Genomic DNA, 16,956 nt, shown 5'->3' with positions numbered 1-16,956 from the left:
AAGACCCTTTCATCCCGGTTAGGGACGAAAGAGTCTATCTTCCGCGGTTCCACCCTAGTTGGCAAAACGCCCACTTTGAGATGATGCTCCAAAGCGCCTTCAAAGGGATTTCATGCCGGACTCGCACCTGACGCCGGCTCTCTTGAATGTCCTCACCTTTTACTCTTCTTCTTCTCTGCATCCATTTGAATTTAAATGGATTGTACCACAGGCTTCCTGGGCTTGTCCAGCCGGAAAATCCGCACTTTAATCCATTTTCAGAAACAATTAATAAAACTGACTATGAAGTGACAAAATCACATATCTTGTCAAAAAATGGTCGCATTTAGTCGCTTCATACGAGAGCTTTACTTGTGATGCGCGTTTTTATGGCCTTTATGTTCCTCTTCAACCGCGCCGTCTTCCATAAAATGACCTTCACCATAATAGTGGTCGTCCTCTTTCTCGTAGGACTTAATTTCTTCTTCATCCACCACAATGGTCACCCCATCAGGATCATGGGCAAACTCATCCTCAGAATCAGCACTGACTTCAGAGTCACTGGATTTCTTCAGCTTGTCCTTGACGTTCTGAACTGTTTTCTCTGTCGCGTCGACAAAATTCTTAAAGGATTCCTCAGTCATGTCATTGAGATCAAGAACCTCGCCATTCTCCTTGACGACTTTAATGTGACAGCCTGTTGCGACCGCCGCCAGAATACCCGCAATGGTAGCTGTGGTAAATACCAGAGCGGCCACACCGCCTGCAAGTACCGGAATATTCATGACTTGATTTTCGTTTTTAACCACGAGAATTCGAGTGATGACACCTTTGCTGACGAGCTCTCTCAGTTTTTCGATCAACTCTGTACCGCGGTTGATGAACTCACTGCGTTGCTTTTCACCCGTAGATTTCAGTGATTCAATGTAGATCACAGCTTCGAGTACGTCTCCATTGCATATTTCGAGAGCTTCTTTGGCAAGTTTGTAATCCGCGTCCGTTCTATTGCGGACCTCGTCGACCATTTCAATTGTAACTGTGCTCATTTGATCACTCTCCTCAAACTTTTCGTATGGCTTTCAGGAATTCCAAGCTCTTAAAGTCTTGATACCCCAAATGCTGCTTCATAAATCTCATACATAAGATATCCAATTTGCGGACGTATAAACGATTTATTTTTGTCCCCATCAATACGTCTATGCTTTGTTTCTTGACATAATCCATAATGTTAAACAGCATGCGCCCAATCCGGTCATCACCTTCCACCAAGCAGTTTCTGCAAACTGCGCCTCCCTCGGGGACGCTGAAGTCAATATGAGCCCCCTCAGCACCGCAGCGGACACAGCGTTTGAGTTCAATATCAAAGCCCATGGTCGAGAGAAGCTTTAGCTCATAGACTATTTTCACCCAATCCAGGTCAAGGTGCAAGGGCGGATCAGCCACCTCCCCGCTTGAAAGTTCAGAACCAATCTCAGACGCCTCTTTTTTTGTTTTTTGCCGATGGTCATAGGCATTGAGCCCTGCCAGAACCTCCGAAAGCAATTGAAACAACCCTCTGTTTTCTTCACCCTCCTGAAGCAGCTGCGAGGCTGTTTCGAGAAAATACGCACCATACCCCATCAGCAACAGATCTTCTTGTATGTGGCGAAAAGATTCAAGCACATCCACACTTCTGACGCGGTTCCAGGACGCCCCCAAATCCAGTACAAATTCCCCCAGGGTAAAGGGCTGCGTCGTCGCGGCAATCATGGATCTTGAGGATTTGGCACCCTTAGCTATAGCCTTCAGTTTCCCGGAACGCTCTGTCATCAAAGTGATCAGAGCATCATTATCCTCCAGTTTTCGCTTGGATAAGACTATGGCTTTTGTCGTTAACAGCATGTTAGACCATCCACTTTCCAATGAGTAACGTCGCGAGGGAAAAATATATGGTGAGTCCCGTGATATCAACGGTTGTAGAGATAAATGGCGCGGAAGCTACTGCCGGATCGACACCGAGCTTTTTAAAAACCATCGGCACCAGCGTTCCTATGGCTGCGGCAGTCAGAATATTAGAGAACATAGCAATCCCAACAATCAAGCTGATCATAGGGCTGCCGTTCGTCATGGAGGCTGCAATTCCGACTATCAGACTGCAGACAAGTCCCACAATAAAACCCGTCGCTACTTCAAGGAGAAAGGTCCGGACGGCCTCTTTCCCTTCCACATACCCTATGGCGATGCTTCTGACCGTTATGGTCGAGGACTGGGTGCCAACATTGCCGCCCATACCTGCCAATAACGGCATGAACATAGCCAGTGCGGAATGGGCATCCAGCGTCCCCTGATAACGCGCTACCACATTGGCTGACAATAGCCCTCCAAAGATCGTGATGACCAGCCAGGGCAGCCGGGAACGCACAGAGCGCACGACCCGCAGCCAGGAAGCGTCGTCTTCCTCGTAGATCTCCAGATCCGATGAACCCGCGAACTTATAGATATCCTCCGTAGCCTCTTCCTCGATGACGTCGAGAATGTCGTCAACGGTTATGATACCCTTGAGTTTCTCTTCCTTGTCTACGACCGGCATAACCATAAAGTCATATTTGGAAAAGAGTCTGGCAACCTCTTCCTGGTCCTCATCATCATAAACCGAGATGACGTTTTCATTCATGATTTCGCTGATCTTCGTTTCCGGCGCGGCCACAATGAGCTGGCGCAGGGATATGACCCCGGTCAGAACACCCTCTTCATTCGTCACAAAGACATAATAAATGGTTTCAGCGCCTGGCGCATGATGCCTGAGGTAAGTGATCGCTTCATCAATGGTCATTTCGGTGGTAAGCGTGACGTAATCCTTCGTCATACGTCCGCCGGCAGAGTCCTCATCATATTCGAGGAGGATCTCAACCTCGGAGGCAATCTCCTCATCCATATAGGACAGCAGCTCTTCCTGCTTTTCTTCAGTCAGTCCCGAAAGCTTGTCGACAATGTCGTCCTGGGCCATATTGTCTATGACGCGGGACCTCTTGTCTTCATCCATGCCCTCGATCAATTCGGAGAATAACTCGGAGCCAACTTCCTCAAGGACCTCAGAGGCATCCTCAAAGTCAAGTAATTCAAAATAAGCCTGCCTGTGTTCCTCGCTGAGTTCCTCGAGAATTTCAGCCCGGTCGGCGTAGTGCAGCTTTTCATCCAATGTTCGAACAGCCTCGTAAGCTCCCAGCTCGAGGAGCTCTACCAACTGTTTTATCAATTCCTCTTGTTCGATCTCCTGAAGATTTGCCATACGTCACCCCCGAGCTTTGTTTCTATAATGGTCATTCAATTCTGAGTCCAAAATTTGTCAGGAATTATTCCTTGTAGCCAAAGTTCTTGAGCATCAGATCATTGTCCCGCCAACCTGGGCGAACCTTGACCCAGAGCTCCAGAAAGACTTTGGATCCCAAAAGGCGCTCAATTTCCTCTCTGGCGCTTTTGCCCACGCCCTTTAACTTTCGTCCGCCTTTACCGATGATGATCCCTTTATGACTTTCGCGCTCACAGACAATAACGGCCCTAATATCCACCATGTCGCTGTTTTCACGATTCTTCATGGCTTCAATCTCAACTGCGACCCCATGGGGCACTTCCTGATCCAAATAGTGCAGCAGTTTTTCACGGATAATCTCTGCGACTATGGCACGCTCAGGCTGATCCGTAATCATGTCCCCCGGATAATACATAGGTCCTTCAGGAAGATATCCAATCACTTTATCGATCACGACATTGACATTGGCGCCCTGGAGCGCCGACAAACTGACAATATCCTTAATGAAACTGTACTCACTGTATAATTTAGTAATGATGGCATATTGCTCAGGCATGATCTTGTCTACTTTGTTGATGGCGAGAATCACAGGGGTCTTGACGCTCTGGAGATGCTCAAGGATAAACTTGTCAGACGGTCCGAGGGACAGGGAGTCATCCACCATAAAAATGATGGCATCCACTTCCTTCAAGGTATCCAGCGCGGTTTTGATCATGAAATCACCCAGCTTATTTTTGGCTCTTGTCATGCCAGGTGTGTCTACAAAAATAATCTGGCTATCCTTCGTCGTGTAAATTGCTTGAATTCTATTGCGGGTCGTCTGTGGCTTATCTGACATAATGGCGATTTTTTCGCCGGTTATCGCGTTAAGAAGTGTTGATTTCCCAACATTCGGTCTGCCTATGATTGAAACAAAGCCTGATTTGAATGGCAACTAATTTCCTCCTGACCTATAAGGTAAAACTTAAGTGAAAGACTGTTTGTTAAATTTTTAAATCTGCCTGTGTAAAAGAATGTGGAAGCAGCTCGGACAGTCTGTGAACGACGGGAGTTCCCCCGCGGTCCAGAATGACGTCCAGATCGCCGAATTCCATCAGCATTTGGCGACAAATGCCACAAGGATAGGTTGGCAGCTTTGATTCACTGACAATCGCAATGGCCTTAAAATTCCTTTGCCCCTCTGAGACTGCTTTAAACAGCGCTGTACGCTCTGCACAGTTTGTAGCGCCATAAGAAGCGCTCTCAATGTTGCAGCCTGTGTAGACACTACCGGTGTCTGTCAAGAGCGCAGCGCCCACATTGAACTTCGAATAAGGTGTATAGGCAAAACGCATTGCTTCATAAGCCATCTCTATCAGTTTTTCATAAGTGATCTCCATACTATGCCCCCTCATTCCAGACTGGCTCCAGCCACTGGGGAACAACCTGGATCCAGGTCACTCCAGGATTAAGTTCTATAGCCGTGCCCTCTTCGGTTTTATAGATTGTTTGAGCGCGACGGTCCGCTTTTTCCCATTGGATTGGAATTCGGGCTCCCATGCTCATATACCAGCCTTGGCCTGTACCAACGTCATCCATAACCAACCGGCCTTCATTGTCCAAAGTTTTCGTTCTGACAGTTTGAATAATGATATTCGTCACCATAAGAGGCGACTTGTCCAGTTCGTCCACATGCGGCGCACCGTTGACCTGACGACCATAGGCTTTTAATGCCTCATCATAGAGATACCCTGAAACATAACCGCTGCTGCCCTGTCTGTATACCAGTTTTACAGAACTTGCCTGATCTACAGAAGGCGGTGCTGCGGTCTTCGCATATACAGGAATATCAAACTCCGGTTCAACCCGGAATTTTTTCCTGTCTGCGTCTTTTCGAACCGCATTCAGAGTTGAGTACATATTATGGGGTATTTTTTTGTGGCTTCTTCTCCAGAAAATATTCCTCCCAGCAGATAAGCCGTCAATGTCCGCCACTTTGAGTTTGGACAGGTCAGAAAAAGCTTGAGGTGATCCGCCTACATGAACATACAGGCCGTCATACTCAAGGGCCCTGTTAATAAAATAAGGCCTTGCACTTCTGATTGGTCCGACTTCATAGTCCCCTGTACCGGTAAAAACAGCCATGTAGCGGGTAATGTTGCCCTCAGCCAGCATCTCGTAAACGAATAGTGCCTCTTTTAAACCCGACTGAGGCCTGGCGCCAGCGTGATTATCCATCATGACAAAGACAGGACGGTCAATCAGCCAGCGAGCTGTCCAGACTTGGCTGTCTTCTGAGGGCAGCTCGACAACGGGCTCTGGTTCTGGTTCCGGGGCTGTGACCGGTTCTTCAACAGGCACTTGAGCCTCGGTTTCCGATTCAGTTACAGAAGTCCCGGTAGTACAGCCTGCAAGTGCGGTAGTCACAAACAATAATAACGATAGGGTAACCAGTCTGTAAAGCCTATTTTTTCTCACTGAAAGGTTGTCAGGAATCACATTGTCAGTCAGTCGCCAAGCAGCCCGCCACATGACTACACCTCACGGGTAATGCCAAGTTCTTCTAGAATGGACTCTTCAAGTGCGCGCATCTGCTTTTGGTCTTCATCAGTTTCGTGGTCATAACCAAAGAGATGAAGCATGCTATGGGCTGTCAAAAAACACATTTCACGTTCAAAACTGTGCTTATAGTCATTTGCCTGAGCCAGTGCTCTCTCTACACTAATGACAATGTCACCCAAATACATAGGATCAGGAAGGTCCTCCATATCTTTTATAGCGTCGTACTGTGGGAATGAGAGGACATCCGTAACTTTGTCAATCCTTCTGTGCTCGAGGTTGAGCTGATGGATCTCAGCGTCGTCTACTAATGTCAGATCGACCTCGCACTCATAGTCTTCAAGGTTTTCATATTCGAGTGCCATTTCAATGACCTCTGTCAATTTGGCGACCAGCGATTCAGGTACGGATTTACGGTCCTGCCGGTCCTGAAAATTGATATGCACCATCTCCATTGCCCCCTATCCGAATTTTATCCTCTTCCCTGACCGCGTCCGTCTTGTGACTCGCGGCTCTTTTTATACCTTGCATTCTGTTTGGATTCCTGTTTGGCTTCCTTTTTGGCTTCTTCTTTATACTGAAGCCGCTTTTCATATTTGTCGTATTCCTGAATTATGCGCCGTACCAGGGTATGTCTGACAACGTCCCGATCCGTAAATTCGACCATTGAAATTTCTTCAACGGATTTAAGTACCTCGGCAGCATGAACCAGCCCTGACTTTTTCCCGGAAGGCAAGTCGATCTGAGTAACATCCCCATTGACTACCACTTTCGAACCAAAACCAAAACGCGTCAGAAACATTTTCATTTGTTCAATGGTTGTATTCTGTGCTTCGTCCAGAATGATAAAGCTGTTGTCCAGCGTTCTGCCGCGCATATAGGCCAGCGGCGCGACTTCGATCAATCCGCGTTCCTTATATTTCAAATAGGTCTCTGTCCCAAGAATATCATAAAGCGCATCGTACAGCGGCCTCAAATAGGGGTCGACTTTCATCTGCAGATCTCCGGGCAAAAATCCAAGACTCTCCCCCGCCTCAACCGCAGGTCGTGTTATGACAATTCTGGAGACTTCGTCATTCTTAAAAGCCTTAACCGCCATAGCAACCGCCAGATAAGTTTTGCCAGTGCCGGCCGGACCTATGCCAAAGGTGACGTCGTGCTTCTGAATGGCTTTGACGTATTTCTGCTGGCCAAGGGTCTTGGGTTTGACAAACTTTCCCTTTGACGTGACCACGAGTATGGCGTCTGAAAGCCCGGGCAGTTTGTCGCCTTCACCTTCCCTGAACATGGTTATGAAATAGTCCAGTTTCTGGGCATCCAGGACTTCGCCGGCTTTTATGGCGCCAATCAGAACCTCAATCAGTTTTTCCACGACATGAACCGTTTGATCTTCTCCTATGATGATGACTTCGCCATCTCTCGAAGCAAGCTTGATTTTAAAGGCATTTTCAATGCGCATCAAGTTTTCGTCCAGGTTTCCAAACAATTTATAAAGAATTTCCAAATTATCTACACTTATTCTGCGTTCATGTGTCTCCAATCGATCGATCCACCCTTTCTGTAACTATTCAACATCCTGACTTTAATTTTAACACAATCCATTGGTTTAGGCGTTAAAAGGATGCAAAAATCCATCTGAAATAATTATTACGGTCCGCGTCCCCAAACTCAACCCGACGGACCGTAATATCGTTGTAACATAAAAAAAAAGGCCGCTTAATCAGCGGCCTCGTTATTACTGATTTAATTGTTCCTTGACGAGTGTGGCAACCAGTTTCCCGTCTGCCAGACCTTTCGTCTTAGGTGTCATGATAGCCATGACTTTTCCCATGTCTTTAGGAGAAGACGCGCCTGTTTCAGCGATCGCCTCCAAAACCATGGCTTTGATTTGCTCCTCTGTAAGCTGTTCCGGAAGGTAGGCTTCTAAGATATGGATTTCTGCCAATGCTTCATCTACCAAATCCTGACGGCCGCCTTTAGCGAATTCTTCAATGGCCGCTCGTTTCTGTTTGATTTGCCTGGCGACAATTTCCACAATATCCTGATCAAGAAGTTCTACGCGTTGATCGACTTCAACCTGTTTAACAGCCGCGCGGAGCATGGTGACGGTCGTTTTTTTAAGAACGTCCTTTTCCTGCATGGCAGTCTTGAGGTCCTGCATCAACAAATCTTTCAAGCTCATTCAACTCACCCCTGACTTCCAAGGAGAGCGACTAGAAAGATTTGCTCTTGCTCTTTCTTCTCGCAGCCTCGGACTTCTTCTTGCGTTGTACGCTTGGCTTTTCGTAATGTTTTCTTTTTTTGACTTCCGCAAGGACGCCAGCTTTTGACGTCTCTTTCTTAAAACGTCTAAGTGCACTATCTATTGTTTCGGTAGCTCCAACTTTAATTCCTGCCACAGCTATTCCCTCCCCCCGTGTCAAACTTGCATTCTGGTGACAGCACCGCTGTCGTTACAGAGGAATAATAACAGAATACTAGGACATTATACATTAGGAGCATTCAAAAAGCAACTGTATTTCGCATTGCACCTTTTTTATCAACCCGGAGGCCAGTCCAGATAGCGACCGCCTAAAAGATGGAAATGCAGATGCTCCACAGTCTGACCGCCATCTTTTCCGCAATTGTTGACAATCCTGTATCCGTTTTCTGTAAGACCAAGTTCCGAGGCCACCTTGACAGCCACTTTAAAGACATGAGCAATCAATCCGGACTCTGCTTCACTGAGGTCGTTCGTCGAAGCCAGATGCTTTTTTGGTACAATCAAAACGTGCACCGGCGCGACAGGCGAAATGTCGTGAAATACGACGACCTGATCATCTTCATATGCCTTTTTGGACGGTATTTCACCACCTGCGATCTTACAAAATAAACAATCCTGCATACTATGCCTCCTCATCCATTAATGAACCCACAAACCCGTGCTCCGTCAGTGCTTCAAGTTTAACCCTGGCAATCTTTCCAATCCAGCCGGGGCCAGCCTCAACTTTAACTCTGAGATAATCCGGAGTCAGACCTTCGATTTCTTTTATACCCAGTTCAGGAACCCCTTCAAACAACACTTCTTTGACACTGCCCAGCCACTGTCTGTTATAGTTGGACTCAAGCTGGTCCTGAATCGCGATCAAACGCTCGCTGCGTTCATGACGGACTGAGTGATCCACCTGATCCTTCATGGTCGCAGCAGGTGTCCCTGTTTTGGCAGAATACTGAAAAACGTGAATCTTCGCAAAGCCAACCTGTGACGCAAGTCTCACAGTGTCCATGAACATCTCTTCAGTTTCCCCCGGAAAACCGACTATGATGTCCGTGGTCAGTGACGGCCTGTCAAATTTGGTTTTCAAACGCTCTACGACTTCCATAAACTCCGTAGCGGAATATTTACGGTTCATACGCTTTAGGACAGGATCCGATCCGCTTTGCAAAGATAAGTGGAAATGAGGGCACACGGATTTCAACCGGCTGAGACGTTCCACAAATTCTGCTGTCATCAGCATGGGTTCTATGGAGCCAAGCCTGAGTCGCTTGACGCCTTCTATTGCGTCCACGCGCTCAATGACATCAATCAGACTCAGTGCCTGCGCCTCCGCCTCTGATTTCTCAACCTCCCTGCCATAAGACGCGATATGAATGCCCGTCAGGACAAACTCGCTGAACCCATGCCCGACGAGCCTCGTGACCTCAGATTCTATATGATCGATACTCCGGCTGCGTATCCTGCCTCGGGCGTAAGGGATAATGCAATAACTGCAGTACTGGTTGCAGCCTTCCTGAATCTTGATAAACGCTCTGGTCCGGTCGCCATGCTCGTCAATTTGAAGCTCTTCAAATTCAGCGACCTCCATGATGTCGCCAACGGCGCTGACTTTGTCCCAGGGACCAAGGTCCTCAATGTAGTCCACAATTTTCATCCGCTCATTGGTGCCGAGCACCAGATTGACCCCTTCAATCCGCATGACCTCGTCCGCTGCCACCTGCGCATAGCAGCCAACCACAGCGATGATCGCCATGGGATTCTGCCGCCTCGCCCTTCTGGCTATAGACCTGGATTTCCGGTCGCCAAGGTTGGTGACGGTACAGGTATTGATGACGTAAACATCTGCTGGGTCATTCTCATGGACAACATCATAGCCGCGATCCCTGAACAGCTTCGCCATAGCGTCCGATTCGTATTGATTGACTTTGCATCCCAATGTTGAAAATGCTACTGTTCTTGACACGTGTTACCTTCCTCCCATATCACCAAGTACATACTGAATAATGCTCAGCAGTGCCAGGCCTGCAGTCTCTGTCCTAAGGATTCTAGGACCGAGGCCGATAGTTATAAATCCCATCTCACTCAGCTGATGCACTTCTTTATCAGTCAGACCGCCTTCCGGCCCGATCATGATCGCCACCCGACGCTGCAGATCATCACGCTGCCGCGCTTCCTCCAAATGTTCCATCAGCGGTTTAAGTGCTGCCCCTTCATACGCCAGGAGCTTGAGTTCATCCTGAGAGGTGAACTCACGGATTGCCTTCAGCTTGACAGGCTCTGAGACCCCGGGCTCTATTGAACGCTTGGACTGCTTTGCCGCCTCGTGGGCAATCCGGTTCCAGCGCTCTGTTTTCTTGGCTGCATCCTTTGCATCCCTTATTCTGGAAACAGATCGCTCACACTCCACGGGTACAATTTTAACTGCACCCAGTTCGACCGCTTTCTGAATAATAAACTCCAATTTGTCGTGCTTGGGAAGTCCTTGAAACAATGTTATCTCGACAGGAGACTCCCTGTGGATTTCAATCTTCTCAAGGCACAACACTTCCATGACGCTGTCTGAAGTCTGACTCAAGAGCGCCGTCTTTATTTCAGCAATAAATTCTCTGCCATCTGCATCCGTCAGCTCAATGCGGTCCCCTTCAACCAGCCGAAGCACCCGCAGCGCGTGGTGCACTTCCTCCTGAGACTCAACGCGTACCGTACACGGGCATTCTTTAATGGCCTGACCAACAAATAGTCTATGCATGTTCGCCGGCGCGCACCAGAAGCGCTCGCCATTCTCCTCTCTCACGCACTTCCAGGACGTCGTATCCATTTTTAGACATGGCTTCAAGGACTATTGGCAGCTTTTTGTCCAAAATTCCGGAACTGATCCATACTGCCCCCGGGTTCAAATAGGATTTCATACTGTCCGCAAGTGATGCGACAACATCCGCTATGATATTGGTCACGACGAGGTCCGCCGGCGAATCTACAACCTGCATCAGATCACCTTCACAGACTTGGATCACGTCAGAAACTTGATTGGCCTCGACATTTTCTCTCGTGACTTCCACTGCCGCAGGATCAATATCTGCCGCAACGACTTCCCCGGCACCGAGTTTCGCAGCCACTATGGCCAAAATGCCGCTGCCACAGCCAATATCGTAAACCTTGCTGCCCTGTACAAGATTTTCTTCCAGAAGTTCCGCGCACATAGTGGTAGTCTCATGTGTCCCGGAACCGAAAGCACCGCCCGGATCCAGTTCAATCACCAAGTCGAGCGGCTCAGCGTCAAGAACCTGCTCCCAGGACGGCTTGATAATCAAATGTCTGCCTATGCGAACGGGATGGTAGTATTTTTTCCATTCATTGGCCCAGTCAGACTCTCTGACTTCTTTTATCTCAACTTCTCCAAGACCGGGGTCTAAACCGAAGGTAGAAAGGTCAGCGACTTGCGCCTGAATCACCGGAATTAGGGCTTCAGGCGCCTCCGTTTCCATGTAGGCTTTGACCAGTGCACCTTCAAACTCGAATTTAATCTCACTTCGGTCAAAGTAATCCCAGTCCCCTTCATAGCCTTCATTGAAAATTGGGTCATTGGGGTCCTCAACGACTATCCCCTGAGCGCCCAACTCATATAATAAATTTGTGACAGCATCAACTGCCATTGAAGTTGTTTTGACTTTGACTTCAAACCAATTCATGGTTTCTCCTCCAATACGGTTTACTACAACAAATTACAATTCCTGCTGAAATTATATCACAACTTCCTTCTTAATTTACAGCAAAGCAGACCTGAAGCAGCGTTCGTTTTATGTGAACGAATGCCGTTTCAGGTCTGCGCCTGGCAATAGATCTAAGGTTCAATTGTTAAAGGCTTCTTTAACCTTCTCAAAAAACTTTTTTTCACCTTTGGGCTGGTCCGTTTTTTCAGTTTCAAGCTTTTCTCCCATAGACTCTGCAAAGGCTTTGAGCGCTTCTTTCTGCTTGTCGCTTAGTTTTGTCGGAATCTTAACTATGACGCGAACATACTGGTCGCCGCGGCCATAGCCATTGAGGACCGGCACACCTTTACCTTTGAGTCGAAAGGTTTTCCCGCTTGGAGTGCCTTCCGGAATCTTATAAGACACTTTTCCGTCGAGGGTCGGTACGGTGACCTCATCTCCAAGCACAGCCTGAGTGTAGGAGATTTCAATATCACAGAAGATGTCATTGCCATCTCGTTTAAAGGTGTCGTGGGCAAGTACCTTGAGTACGACATAGACATCCCCTCTAGGACCGCCTTTGGCGCCCAAATCGCCCTCTTCCCTAAGCGTCATTTGATTTCCGGTTGAAACGCCTGCAGGAATTTTGACATCAATGGTACGTTTCTTTTTGACTTTTCCTTTGCCTTTACAGGTGTGACAAGGTTTATCTATTGTTTTGCCTGTTCCGCCGCACGCTTGACATGGGCGTACGGAAATTGTCTCGCCAAAGAGACTGCGCTGGGCATATTTAACCTCGCCTGCGCCGCCGCACTGAGCACATGTATTGACCTTTGAGCCTTCCTCTGCACCAGTGCCGCCACACGTATGGCAATCTTCAGTGCGATAGAACTCGATCTTTTTTTCGACGCCAAAAGCAGCCTCAACAAAAGTCAGTGTTAAGTCCACCCTGAGGTCCGCACCTTTAGTCGGACCCGCGCGTCGTCCGCTTGAACGGAAACCGCCGAATCCGCCGCCGAACATTTCATTCAGGATGTCCTCAAAACCGCCAAAATCGCCAAATCCGCCAGCGCCGCCATATCCGCCAGTATTCTGGTTTACGCCGGCATGCCCGAACTGATCATAAAGATTGCGTTTTTCCGTATCGCTGAGAACTTCATAGGCCTCGTTGATCTCTTTAAATTTCGCTTCAGACTCTTTATTATCCGGGTTTTTGTCGGGATGGTACTTCATCGCCAGTTTTCTAAACGCTTTTTTTATTTCATCCTCAGAGGCACCTCTGGCGACGCCTAGAACCTCATAATAATCCCTTTTGTCCAAAATCCCTACCGCCTTTCTTTCGATGGATCGGTAAAACACCTGTGCATAATAGATTTGCAAAGCGTCCAGTAAGCTCAAGCAAGCTAGAATTCACTGGACGCCAGGCGTTTTTTCAGTTATTAATCCACGACTTCGTAATCGGCGTCGACGACTGTATCGTCGCCCGTAGGATGGGATGTCGAGTCACTTGCGCCGGCATTAGCCTGGGCTTCTTGAGAGGCTTTTTCATACATTTTTTGAGCGATCGGATGGAAAGCGTTGGTCAATGCTTCAACTGCTGCCTTGATGGCTTCTGCGTCGCTGCCTTCCAGAGCTTTTTTCGCAGCTTCAATTTTCTCTTTGAGATCTGCTTTTTCTGACTCTGTCGCGCCATCGCCAATTTCGCCGAGAGCTTTTTCAGATTCGTAAATCATGTTGTCTGCGTTGTTTCTGACTTCTGCAAGCTCTTTGACCTTGAGGTCTTCTTCGGCAAACATTTCTGCTTCTCTGACTTTCTTCTGAATCTCTTCTTCATTCAGATTGGTTGTGGCAGTAATTGTGATGTGCTGCGTTTTGCCTGTGCCGAGATCCTTGGCACCAACATGAACAATACCATTGGCGTCAATGTCAAAGGTGACTTCGATCTGTGGCACACCGCGTCTTGCAGGAGGAATGCCGTCGAGCTGGAAGCGGCCAAGGGTAACGTTGTCTTTGGACATAGGACGCTCGCCCTGAAGGACGTGAATATCAACTGCAGTCTGGTTGTCAGCCGCAGTGGAGAAGATCTGGCTCTTCTTGGTAGGAATGGTGGTATTTCTCTCGATCAGCTTGGTGAAGACACCGCCAAGGGTCTCGATGCCAAGAGAAAGCGGTGTGACGTCCAGGAGCAATACGTCGTGAACTTCGCCGGAGAGGACGCCTGCCTGAATGGCAGCGCCGAGGGCGACACACTCATCCGGGTTAATGCCTTTATGCGGATCTTTGTTGGTGTATTTCTTGACCACAGCCTGTACTGCAGGTGTCCTTGTAGATCCGCCTACAAGGATGACCTGATCGAGCTCGCCGGGTTGAAGGTTTGCGTCTGCAAGGGCTTTCTTGAGCGGCTCAATGGTCAAATTTACCAGATGCTCTGTCAATTGATCAAATTTCGCGCGGGTCAGGTCCATGTTGAGGTGAAGAGGACCATCTGCAGTCGCAGTGATAAACGGCAGGTTAATATTAGTAGTTTGAACGGTTGAAAGCTCTTTCTTCGCTTTTTCAGCCGCTTCTTTGAGGCGCTGATGCGCCATTCTGTCTTTTATGAGATCGATGCCATTTTCTTTTTTGAAGCTGTCAGCAAGGAAGTTAACGACAACTTCATCAAAGTCATCACCACCGAGGTGGTTATTGCCGTTAGTCGCGAGAACTTCGAAGACACCGTCGCCAATTTCGAGGACGGAGACGTCAAAGGTACCGCCGCCAAGGTCAAAGACGAGGATTTTTTGCTGCTTGTCTGTTTTGTCGAGACCATAGGAAAGTGATGCAGCAGTCGGCTCGTTGATAATTCGCTTGACGTCGAGACCCGCTATTCTGCCGGCATCTTTGGTCGCCTGGCGCTGAGCGTCAGAGAAGTACGCAGGTACAGTGATGACCGCTTCGGTGACTTTTTCGCCGAGATAAGCTTCAGCATCTGCCTTGAGCTTCTGAAGAATCATAGCGGAGATATCCTGTGGCGTATAATTCTTTCCGTCAATTTCGACATGGAAATCTTTACCCATGTTGCGCTTGATGGAAGCAATGGTTCTCTCAGGGTTCGTGATCGCCTGACGCTTAGCGGTTTCTCCGACGAGTCTTTCCCCGCTCTTGGTGAATGCAACTACGGAAGGGGTGGTTCTGTTGCCTTCCGCGTTTGGAATTACAACCGGCTCTCCGCCCTCGAGAACAGAGACACAGGAGTTGGTGGTGCCAAGGTCAATACCTATAACTTTTGCCATTCTGATTTCCTCCTAATATAAATTCAGATTAATTGTCATTTATAATTGATGAGAGACAGACTCACAACACTGCACGTCAAGTGGATCAGTGCGCGGCTACTTTAACCATGGACGGACGAATCACCTTTTGGTTCAAGGTGTAGCCTTTTTGGAATTCATCGAGGACCGTTTCAGGCGCTACGCCCTCAGCAGCTTCAGTCATAACTGCGTGATGCATGATCGGATCAAAGATTTGACCGACTGCCTCGATGGATTCAACACCATAGTCCTTCAAGAGGTCACTTAAACTTTTGCGAATCATTTCTATACCACTGATAAGATTTTTGTTCTCTTCACAGTCGTAATCCACCGCGCTCAAGGCTCTGTCGAAATTGTCAAGAACCTTCAGGAGATCGACGACGAGTTTTTCGTTGCCATATTTGATCAGTTCCTGCTTTTCTTTTTCGACGCGCCTTCTGTAGTTCTGATATTCAGCGGTCAGACGCAGGAAGGCATCACTTTTAGCGGCCAACTCCTCCGTCAGGCGCTGAATTTCCTTGTCTGCGCCATTTTCCTGGGGCTCGGGCGTTTCCAGGTGACCATCGGCCACCCCATTTTCTTTTGACTGAAGCGGATCCATTTCAAGTACTGGTTCCTGCTCCTTATGTGTTTGTTTTTTCAATCTTTACACCTGCCTGTCTTATAAGTGGATGCCTGAAAAAAGCTCGGATAGAGTTTCCCTTATATAGTTTACCATAGTCATGGAATGACCATAATCCATGCGGGTGGGTCCCAATAGCGCGATTTTGCCGGCTGGTGAATTATTGACTCGGTAAGGGGTCGACACCACACTGCAGCTGGAAAATGCCTCAAGACCAATTTCCGAACCAATTCTGACGGAAATACCTTCATGCTCGAGAACACCGATCAGACGTTCCACAATTTTGTTTTGTTCGAGGGCCTCCGATAGCAATTTGGCCTTCTGTCGCTCTTCAAAGTCCTGCATGGCATAAATTCTGTCTTTACCTTCAATGACATACTCAAGTCGGTCGAATTCCCTGAACGTCTCCCTGACAATGGGGAGAAGATACTCAAGGACTCGGCGGTACTCTGGGTATTCCACCATGAGGGCGCCCATCTTCCTGATGTCGATCTCTTCAATATGGCGCTCGTTGAACCGCTCCCGAATAAGATCCGAAAGGGTGTCCAGCTCATTCTGCTCAACATCTACGAAATCGATTGGGATAGACTTAAAAACCCCTGAATCTGCTACAAGAATCATCAACACTTTCGAATGGATGATTTTGACCAGTCTGAAGTTCGTCAGCCGGCTCTTCTTGAATTGCGGCAATGAAATGACAGACACCATGCCGGTCAATTGACTCAGCAGTTGAGCCGCCTGTCTGACCACATCCTCAACCTCGATCAGGTTGCCGTGAAGCAGCCCTTTGATAAGGTCCATCTGATCCTTATCAATGGGGCCGTCTGTCAGCAAACGGTCGACATAGAGCCTGTACCCTTCCTCTGAAGGAATGCGCCCCGCCGATGTGTGAGGTTGAAGCAGGTACCCCAGCTCTTCGAGGTCCGCCATTTCATTTCTTACGGTCGCGGAACTGATGCCTACCGGGAACTTTTTGGCTATTGTTCTGGAACCTACGGGCTGAGCGGTATCGATGAAGTCATCAATTATCAGCTTCAGGATCCGCAGCTTGCGATCGTTGATTTGCATGCCTTCACATCCTTGTTGTTAGCACTCATGTTTGACGAGTGCTAACTCGATCAAATTTAGAATACCACCGCCTCTTCCACCTGTCAAGGGTTTCTCTGAAAAACGCAGAAAAAGGAACCAGAGGAACCAGAAAGAGAAATCCTGAAGTGCGGGTGGGATATAAAAATGGATGTGAAGGGAATCCTCAGTGTTCTTCGGTCCCTTAACATCCATTCTCTCTATTC

Annotated in this window: 18 protein-coding genes; all 18 read right to left on the bottom strand. The window is 48.1% G+C overall.

Annotated elements, in window-relative coordinates:
• Positions 1–347: 347 nt before the first annotated feature.
• On the bottom strand, positions 348–1,025 hold the full coding sequence (locus tag AC4PHM_RS02835) for a DUF4342 domain-containing protein (protein ID WP_492019382.1): 678 nt from the start codon (positions 1,023–1,025) through the stop codon (positions 348–350).
• A 13-nt stretch (positions 1,026–1,038) separates the two neighbouring features.
• Positions 1,039–1,860, bottom strand: a complete 822-nt coding sequence (recO, locus tag AC4PHM_RS02830; RefSeq protein ID WP_492019381.1) for a DNA repair protein RecO — start codon at positions 1,858–1,860, stop codon at positions 1,039–1,041.
• Between the two features lies 1 nt (position 1,861).
• Entirely contained in the window at positions 1,862–3,247 is a 1,386-nt protein-coding gene (mgtE, locus tag AC4PHM_RS02825; RefSeq protein ID WP_492019380.1) for a magnesium transporter, read from the bottom strand.
• 64 nt (positions 3,248–3,311) lie between these two features.
• Positions 3,312–4,202 (bottom strand): GTPase Era, encoded by an 891-nt coding sequence (gene era / locus AC4PHM_RS02820; protein WP_492019379.1) that lies wholly within the window; start codon positions 4,200–4,202, stop codon positions 3,312–3,314.
• Positions 4,203–4,251: 49 nt separating this feature from the next.
• Positions 4,252–4,647 carry a cytidine deaminase gene (locus AC4PHM_RS02815; RefSeq protein ID WP_492019378.1) on the bottom strand — a complete coding sequence of 132 codons (396 nt, stop codon included), beginning with the start codon at positions 4,645–4,647 and terminating at the stop codon, positions 4,252–4,254.
• A 1-nt stretch (position 4,648) separates the two neighbouring features.
• Positions 4,649–5,779 (bottom strand): DUF3048 domain-containing protein, encoded by a 1,131-nt coding sequence (locus AC4PHM_RS02810; protein ID WP_492019377.1) that lies wholly within the window; start codon positions 5,777–5,779, stop codon positions 4,649–4,651.
• Positions 5,780–5,781: 2 nt separating this feature from the next.
• The gene (ybeY, locus tag AC4PHM_RS02805; protein WP_291401178.1) at positions 5,782–6,255 is read right to left on the bottom strand and encodes an rRNA maturation RNase YbeY; all 474 of its coding nucleotides are present in this window, start codon (positions 6,253–6,255) and stop codon (positions 5,782–5,784) included.
• Between the two features lie 23 nt (positions 6,256–6,278).
• Positions 6,279–7,346 carry a PhoH family protein gene (locus AC4PHM_RS02800; RefSeq protein WP_492019376.1) on the bottom strand — a complete coding sequence of 356 codons (1,068 nt, stop codon included), beginning with the start codon at positions 7,344–7,346 and terminating at the stop codon, positions 6,279–6,281.
• 195 nt (positions 7,347–7,541) lie between these two features.
• On the bottom strand, positions 7,542–7,988 hold the full coding sequence (locus AC4PHM_RS02795) for a GatB/YqeY domain-containing protein (RefSeq protein ID WP_492019375.1): 447 nt from the start codon (positions 7,986–7,988) through the stop codon (positions 7,542–7,544).
• A 31-nt stretch (positions 7,989–8,019) separates the two neighbouring features.
• Positions 8,020–8,205, bottom strand: a complete 186-nt coding sequence (rpsU, locus tag AC4PHM_RS02790) for a 30S ribosomal protein S21 (protein ID WP_291401175.1) — start codon at positions 8,203–8,205, stop codon at positions 8,020–8,022.
• 140 nt (positions 8,206–8,345) lie between these two features.
• A complete protein-coding gene (locus tag AC4PHM_RS02785; RefSeq protein ID WP_492019374.1) occupies positions 8,346–8,690 on the bottom strand; it encodes a histidine triad nucleotide-binding protein in 345 nt (114 codons plus the stop codon).
• 1 nt (position 8,691) lies between these two features.
• Complete coding sequence (gene mtaB, locus AC4PHM_RS02780; RefSeq protein ID WP_492019373.1) at positions 8,692–10,026, bottom strand: tRNA (N(6)-L-threonylcarbamoyladenosine(37)-C(2))-methylthiotransferase MtaB; 1,335 nt, start codon at positions 10,024–10,026, stop codon at positions 8,692–8,694.
• A 3-nt stretch (positions 10,027–10,029) separates the two neighbouring features.
• Positions 10,030–10,812 carry a 16S rRNA (uracil(1498)-N(3))-methyltransferase gene (locus tag AC4PHM_RS02775; protein ID WP_492019372.1) on the bottom strand — a complete coding sequence of 261 codons (783 nt, stop codon included), beginning with the start codon at positions 10,810–10,812 and terminating at the stop codon, positions 10,030–10,032.
• Entirely contained in the window at positions 10,805–11,752 is a 948-nt protein-coding gene (gene prmA, locus AC4PHM_RS02770) for a 50S ribosomal protein L11 methyltransferase (RefSeq protein WP_492019371.1), read from the bottom strand. Before prmA ends, AC4PHM_RS02775 begins: the two co-directional genes overlap by 8 nt.
• A gap of 159 nt (positions 11,753–11,911) precedes the next feature.
• Positions 11,912–13,075 carry a molecular chaperone DnaJ gene (gene dnaJ, locus AC4PHM_RS02765; RefSeq protein ID WP_492020447.1) on the bottom strand — a complete coding sequence of 388 codons (1,164 nt, stop codon included), beginning with the start codon at positions 13,073–13,075 and terminating at the stop codon, positions 11,912–11,914.
• A gap of 116 nt (positions 13,076–13,191) precedes the next feature.
• Complete coding sequence (gene dnaK / locus AC4PHM_RS02760; protein WP_492019370.1) at positions 13,192–15,024, bottom strand: molecular chaperone DnaK; 1,833 nt, start codon at positions 15,022–15,024, stop codon at positions 13,192–13,194.
• 85 nt (positions 15,025–15,109) lie between these two features.
• Positions 15,110–15,685: a nucleotide exchange factor GrpE gene (grpE, locus tag AC4PHM_RS02755; protein WP_492019369.1), complete on the bottom strand. Its 576-nt coding sequence runs from the start codon at positions 15,683–15,685 to the stop codon at positions 15,110–15,112.
• Positions 15,686–15,703: 18 nt separating this feature from the next.
• The gene (gene hrcA / locus AC4PHM_RS02750) at positions 15,704–16,732 is read right to left on the bottom strand and encodes a heat-inducible transcriptional repressor HrcA (protein ID WP_492019368.1); all 1,029 of its coding nucleotides are present in this window, start codon (positions 16,730–16,732) and stop codon (positions 15,704–15,706) included.
• Between the last annotated feature and the right edge of the window lie 224 nt (positions 16,733–16,956).

The organism is Acidaminobacter sp. QWL-03, from assembly GCF_058683855.1.
The sequence above is the reverse complement of the archived record's forward strand: the minus strand, read 5'-3'. Positions and strand labels throughout refer to the sequence as shown.

Coding starts and splice junctions, on each gene's coding strand:
- prmA (WP_492019371.1), bottom strand. CDS start 11,752: ATGAATTGGTTTGAAGTCAAAGTCAAAACAACTTCAATGGCAGTTGAT.
- ybeY (WP_291401178.1), bottom strand. CDS start 6,255: ATGGTGCATATCAATTTTCAGGACCGGCAGGACCGTAAATCCGTACCT.
- mgtE (WP_492019380.1), bottom strand. CDS start 3,247: ATGGCAAATCTTCAGGAGATCGAACAAGAGGAATTGATAAAACAGTTG.
- dnaK (WP_492019370.1), bottom strand. CDS start 15,024: ATGGCAAAAGTTATAGGTATTGACCTTGGCACCACCAACTCCTGTGTC.
- AC4PHM_RS02775 (WP_492019372.1), bottom strand. CDS start 10,812: ATGCATAGACTATTTGTTGGTCAGGCCATTAAAGAATGCCCGTGTACG.
- AC4PHM_RS02810 (WP_492019377.1), bottom strand. CDS start 5,779: ATGTGGCGGGCTGCTTGGCGACTGACTGACAATGTGATTCCTGACAAC.
- AC4PHM_RS02785 (WP_492019374.1), bottom strand. CDS start 8,690: ATGCAGGATTGTTTATTTTGTAAGATCGCAGGTGGTGAAATACCGTCC.
- AC4PHM_RS02795 (WP_492019375.1), bottom strand. CDS start 7,988: ATGAGCTTGAAAGATTTGTTGATGCAGGACCTCAAGACTGCCATGCAG.
- hrcA (WP_492019368.1), bottom strand. CDS start 16,732: ATGCAAATCAACGATCGCAAGCTGCGGATCCTGAAGCTGATAATTGAT.
- recO (WP_492019381.1), bottom strand. CDS start 1,860: ATGCTGTTAACGACAAAAGCCATAGTCTTATCCAAGCGAAAACTGGAG.
- AC4PHM_RS02835 (WP_492019382.1), bottom strand. CDS start 1,025: ATGAGCACAGTTACAATTGAAATGGTCGACGAGGTCCGCAATAGAACG.
- AC4PHM_RS02815 (WP_492019378.1), bottom strand. CDS start 4,647: ATGGAGATCACTTATGAAAAACTGATAGAGATGGCTTATGAAGCAATG.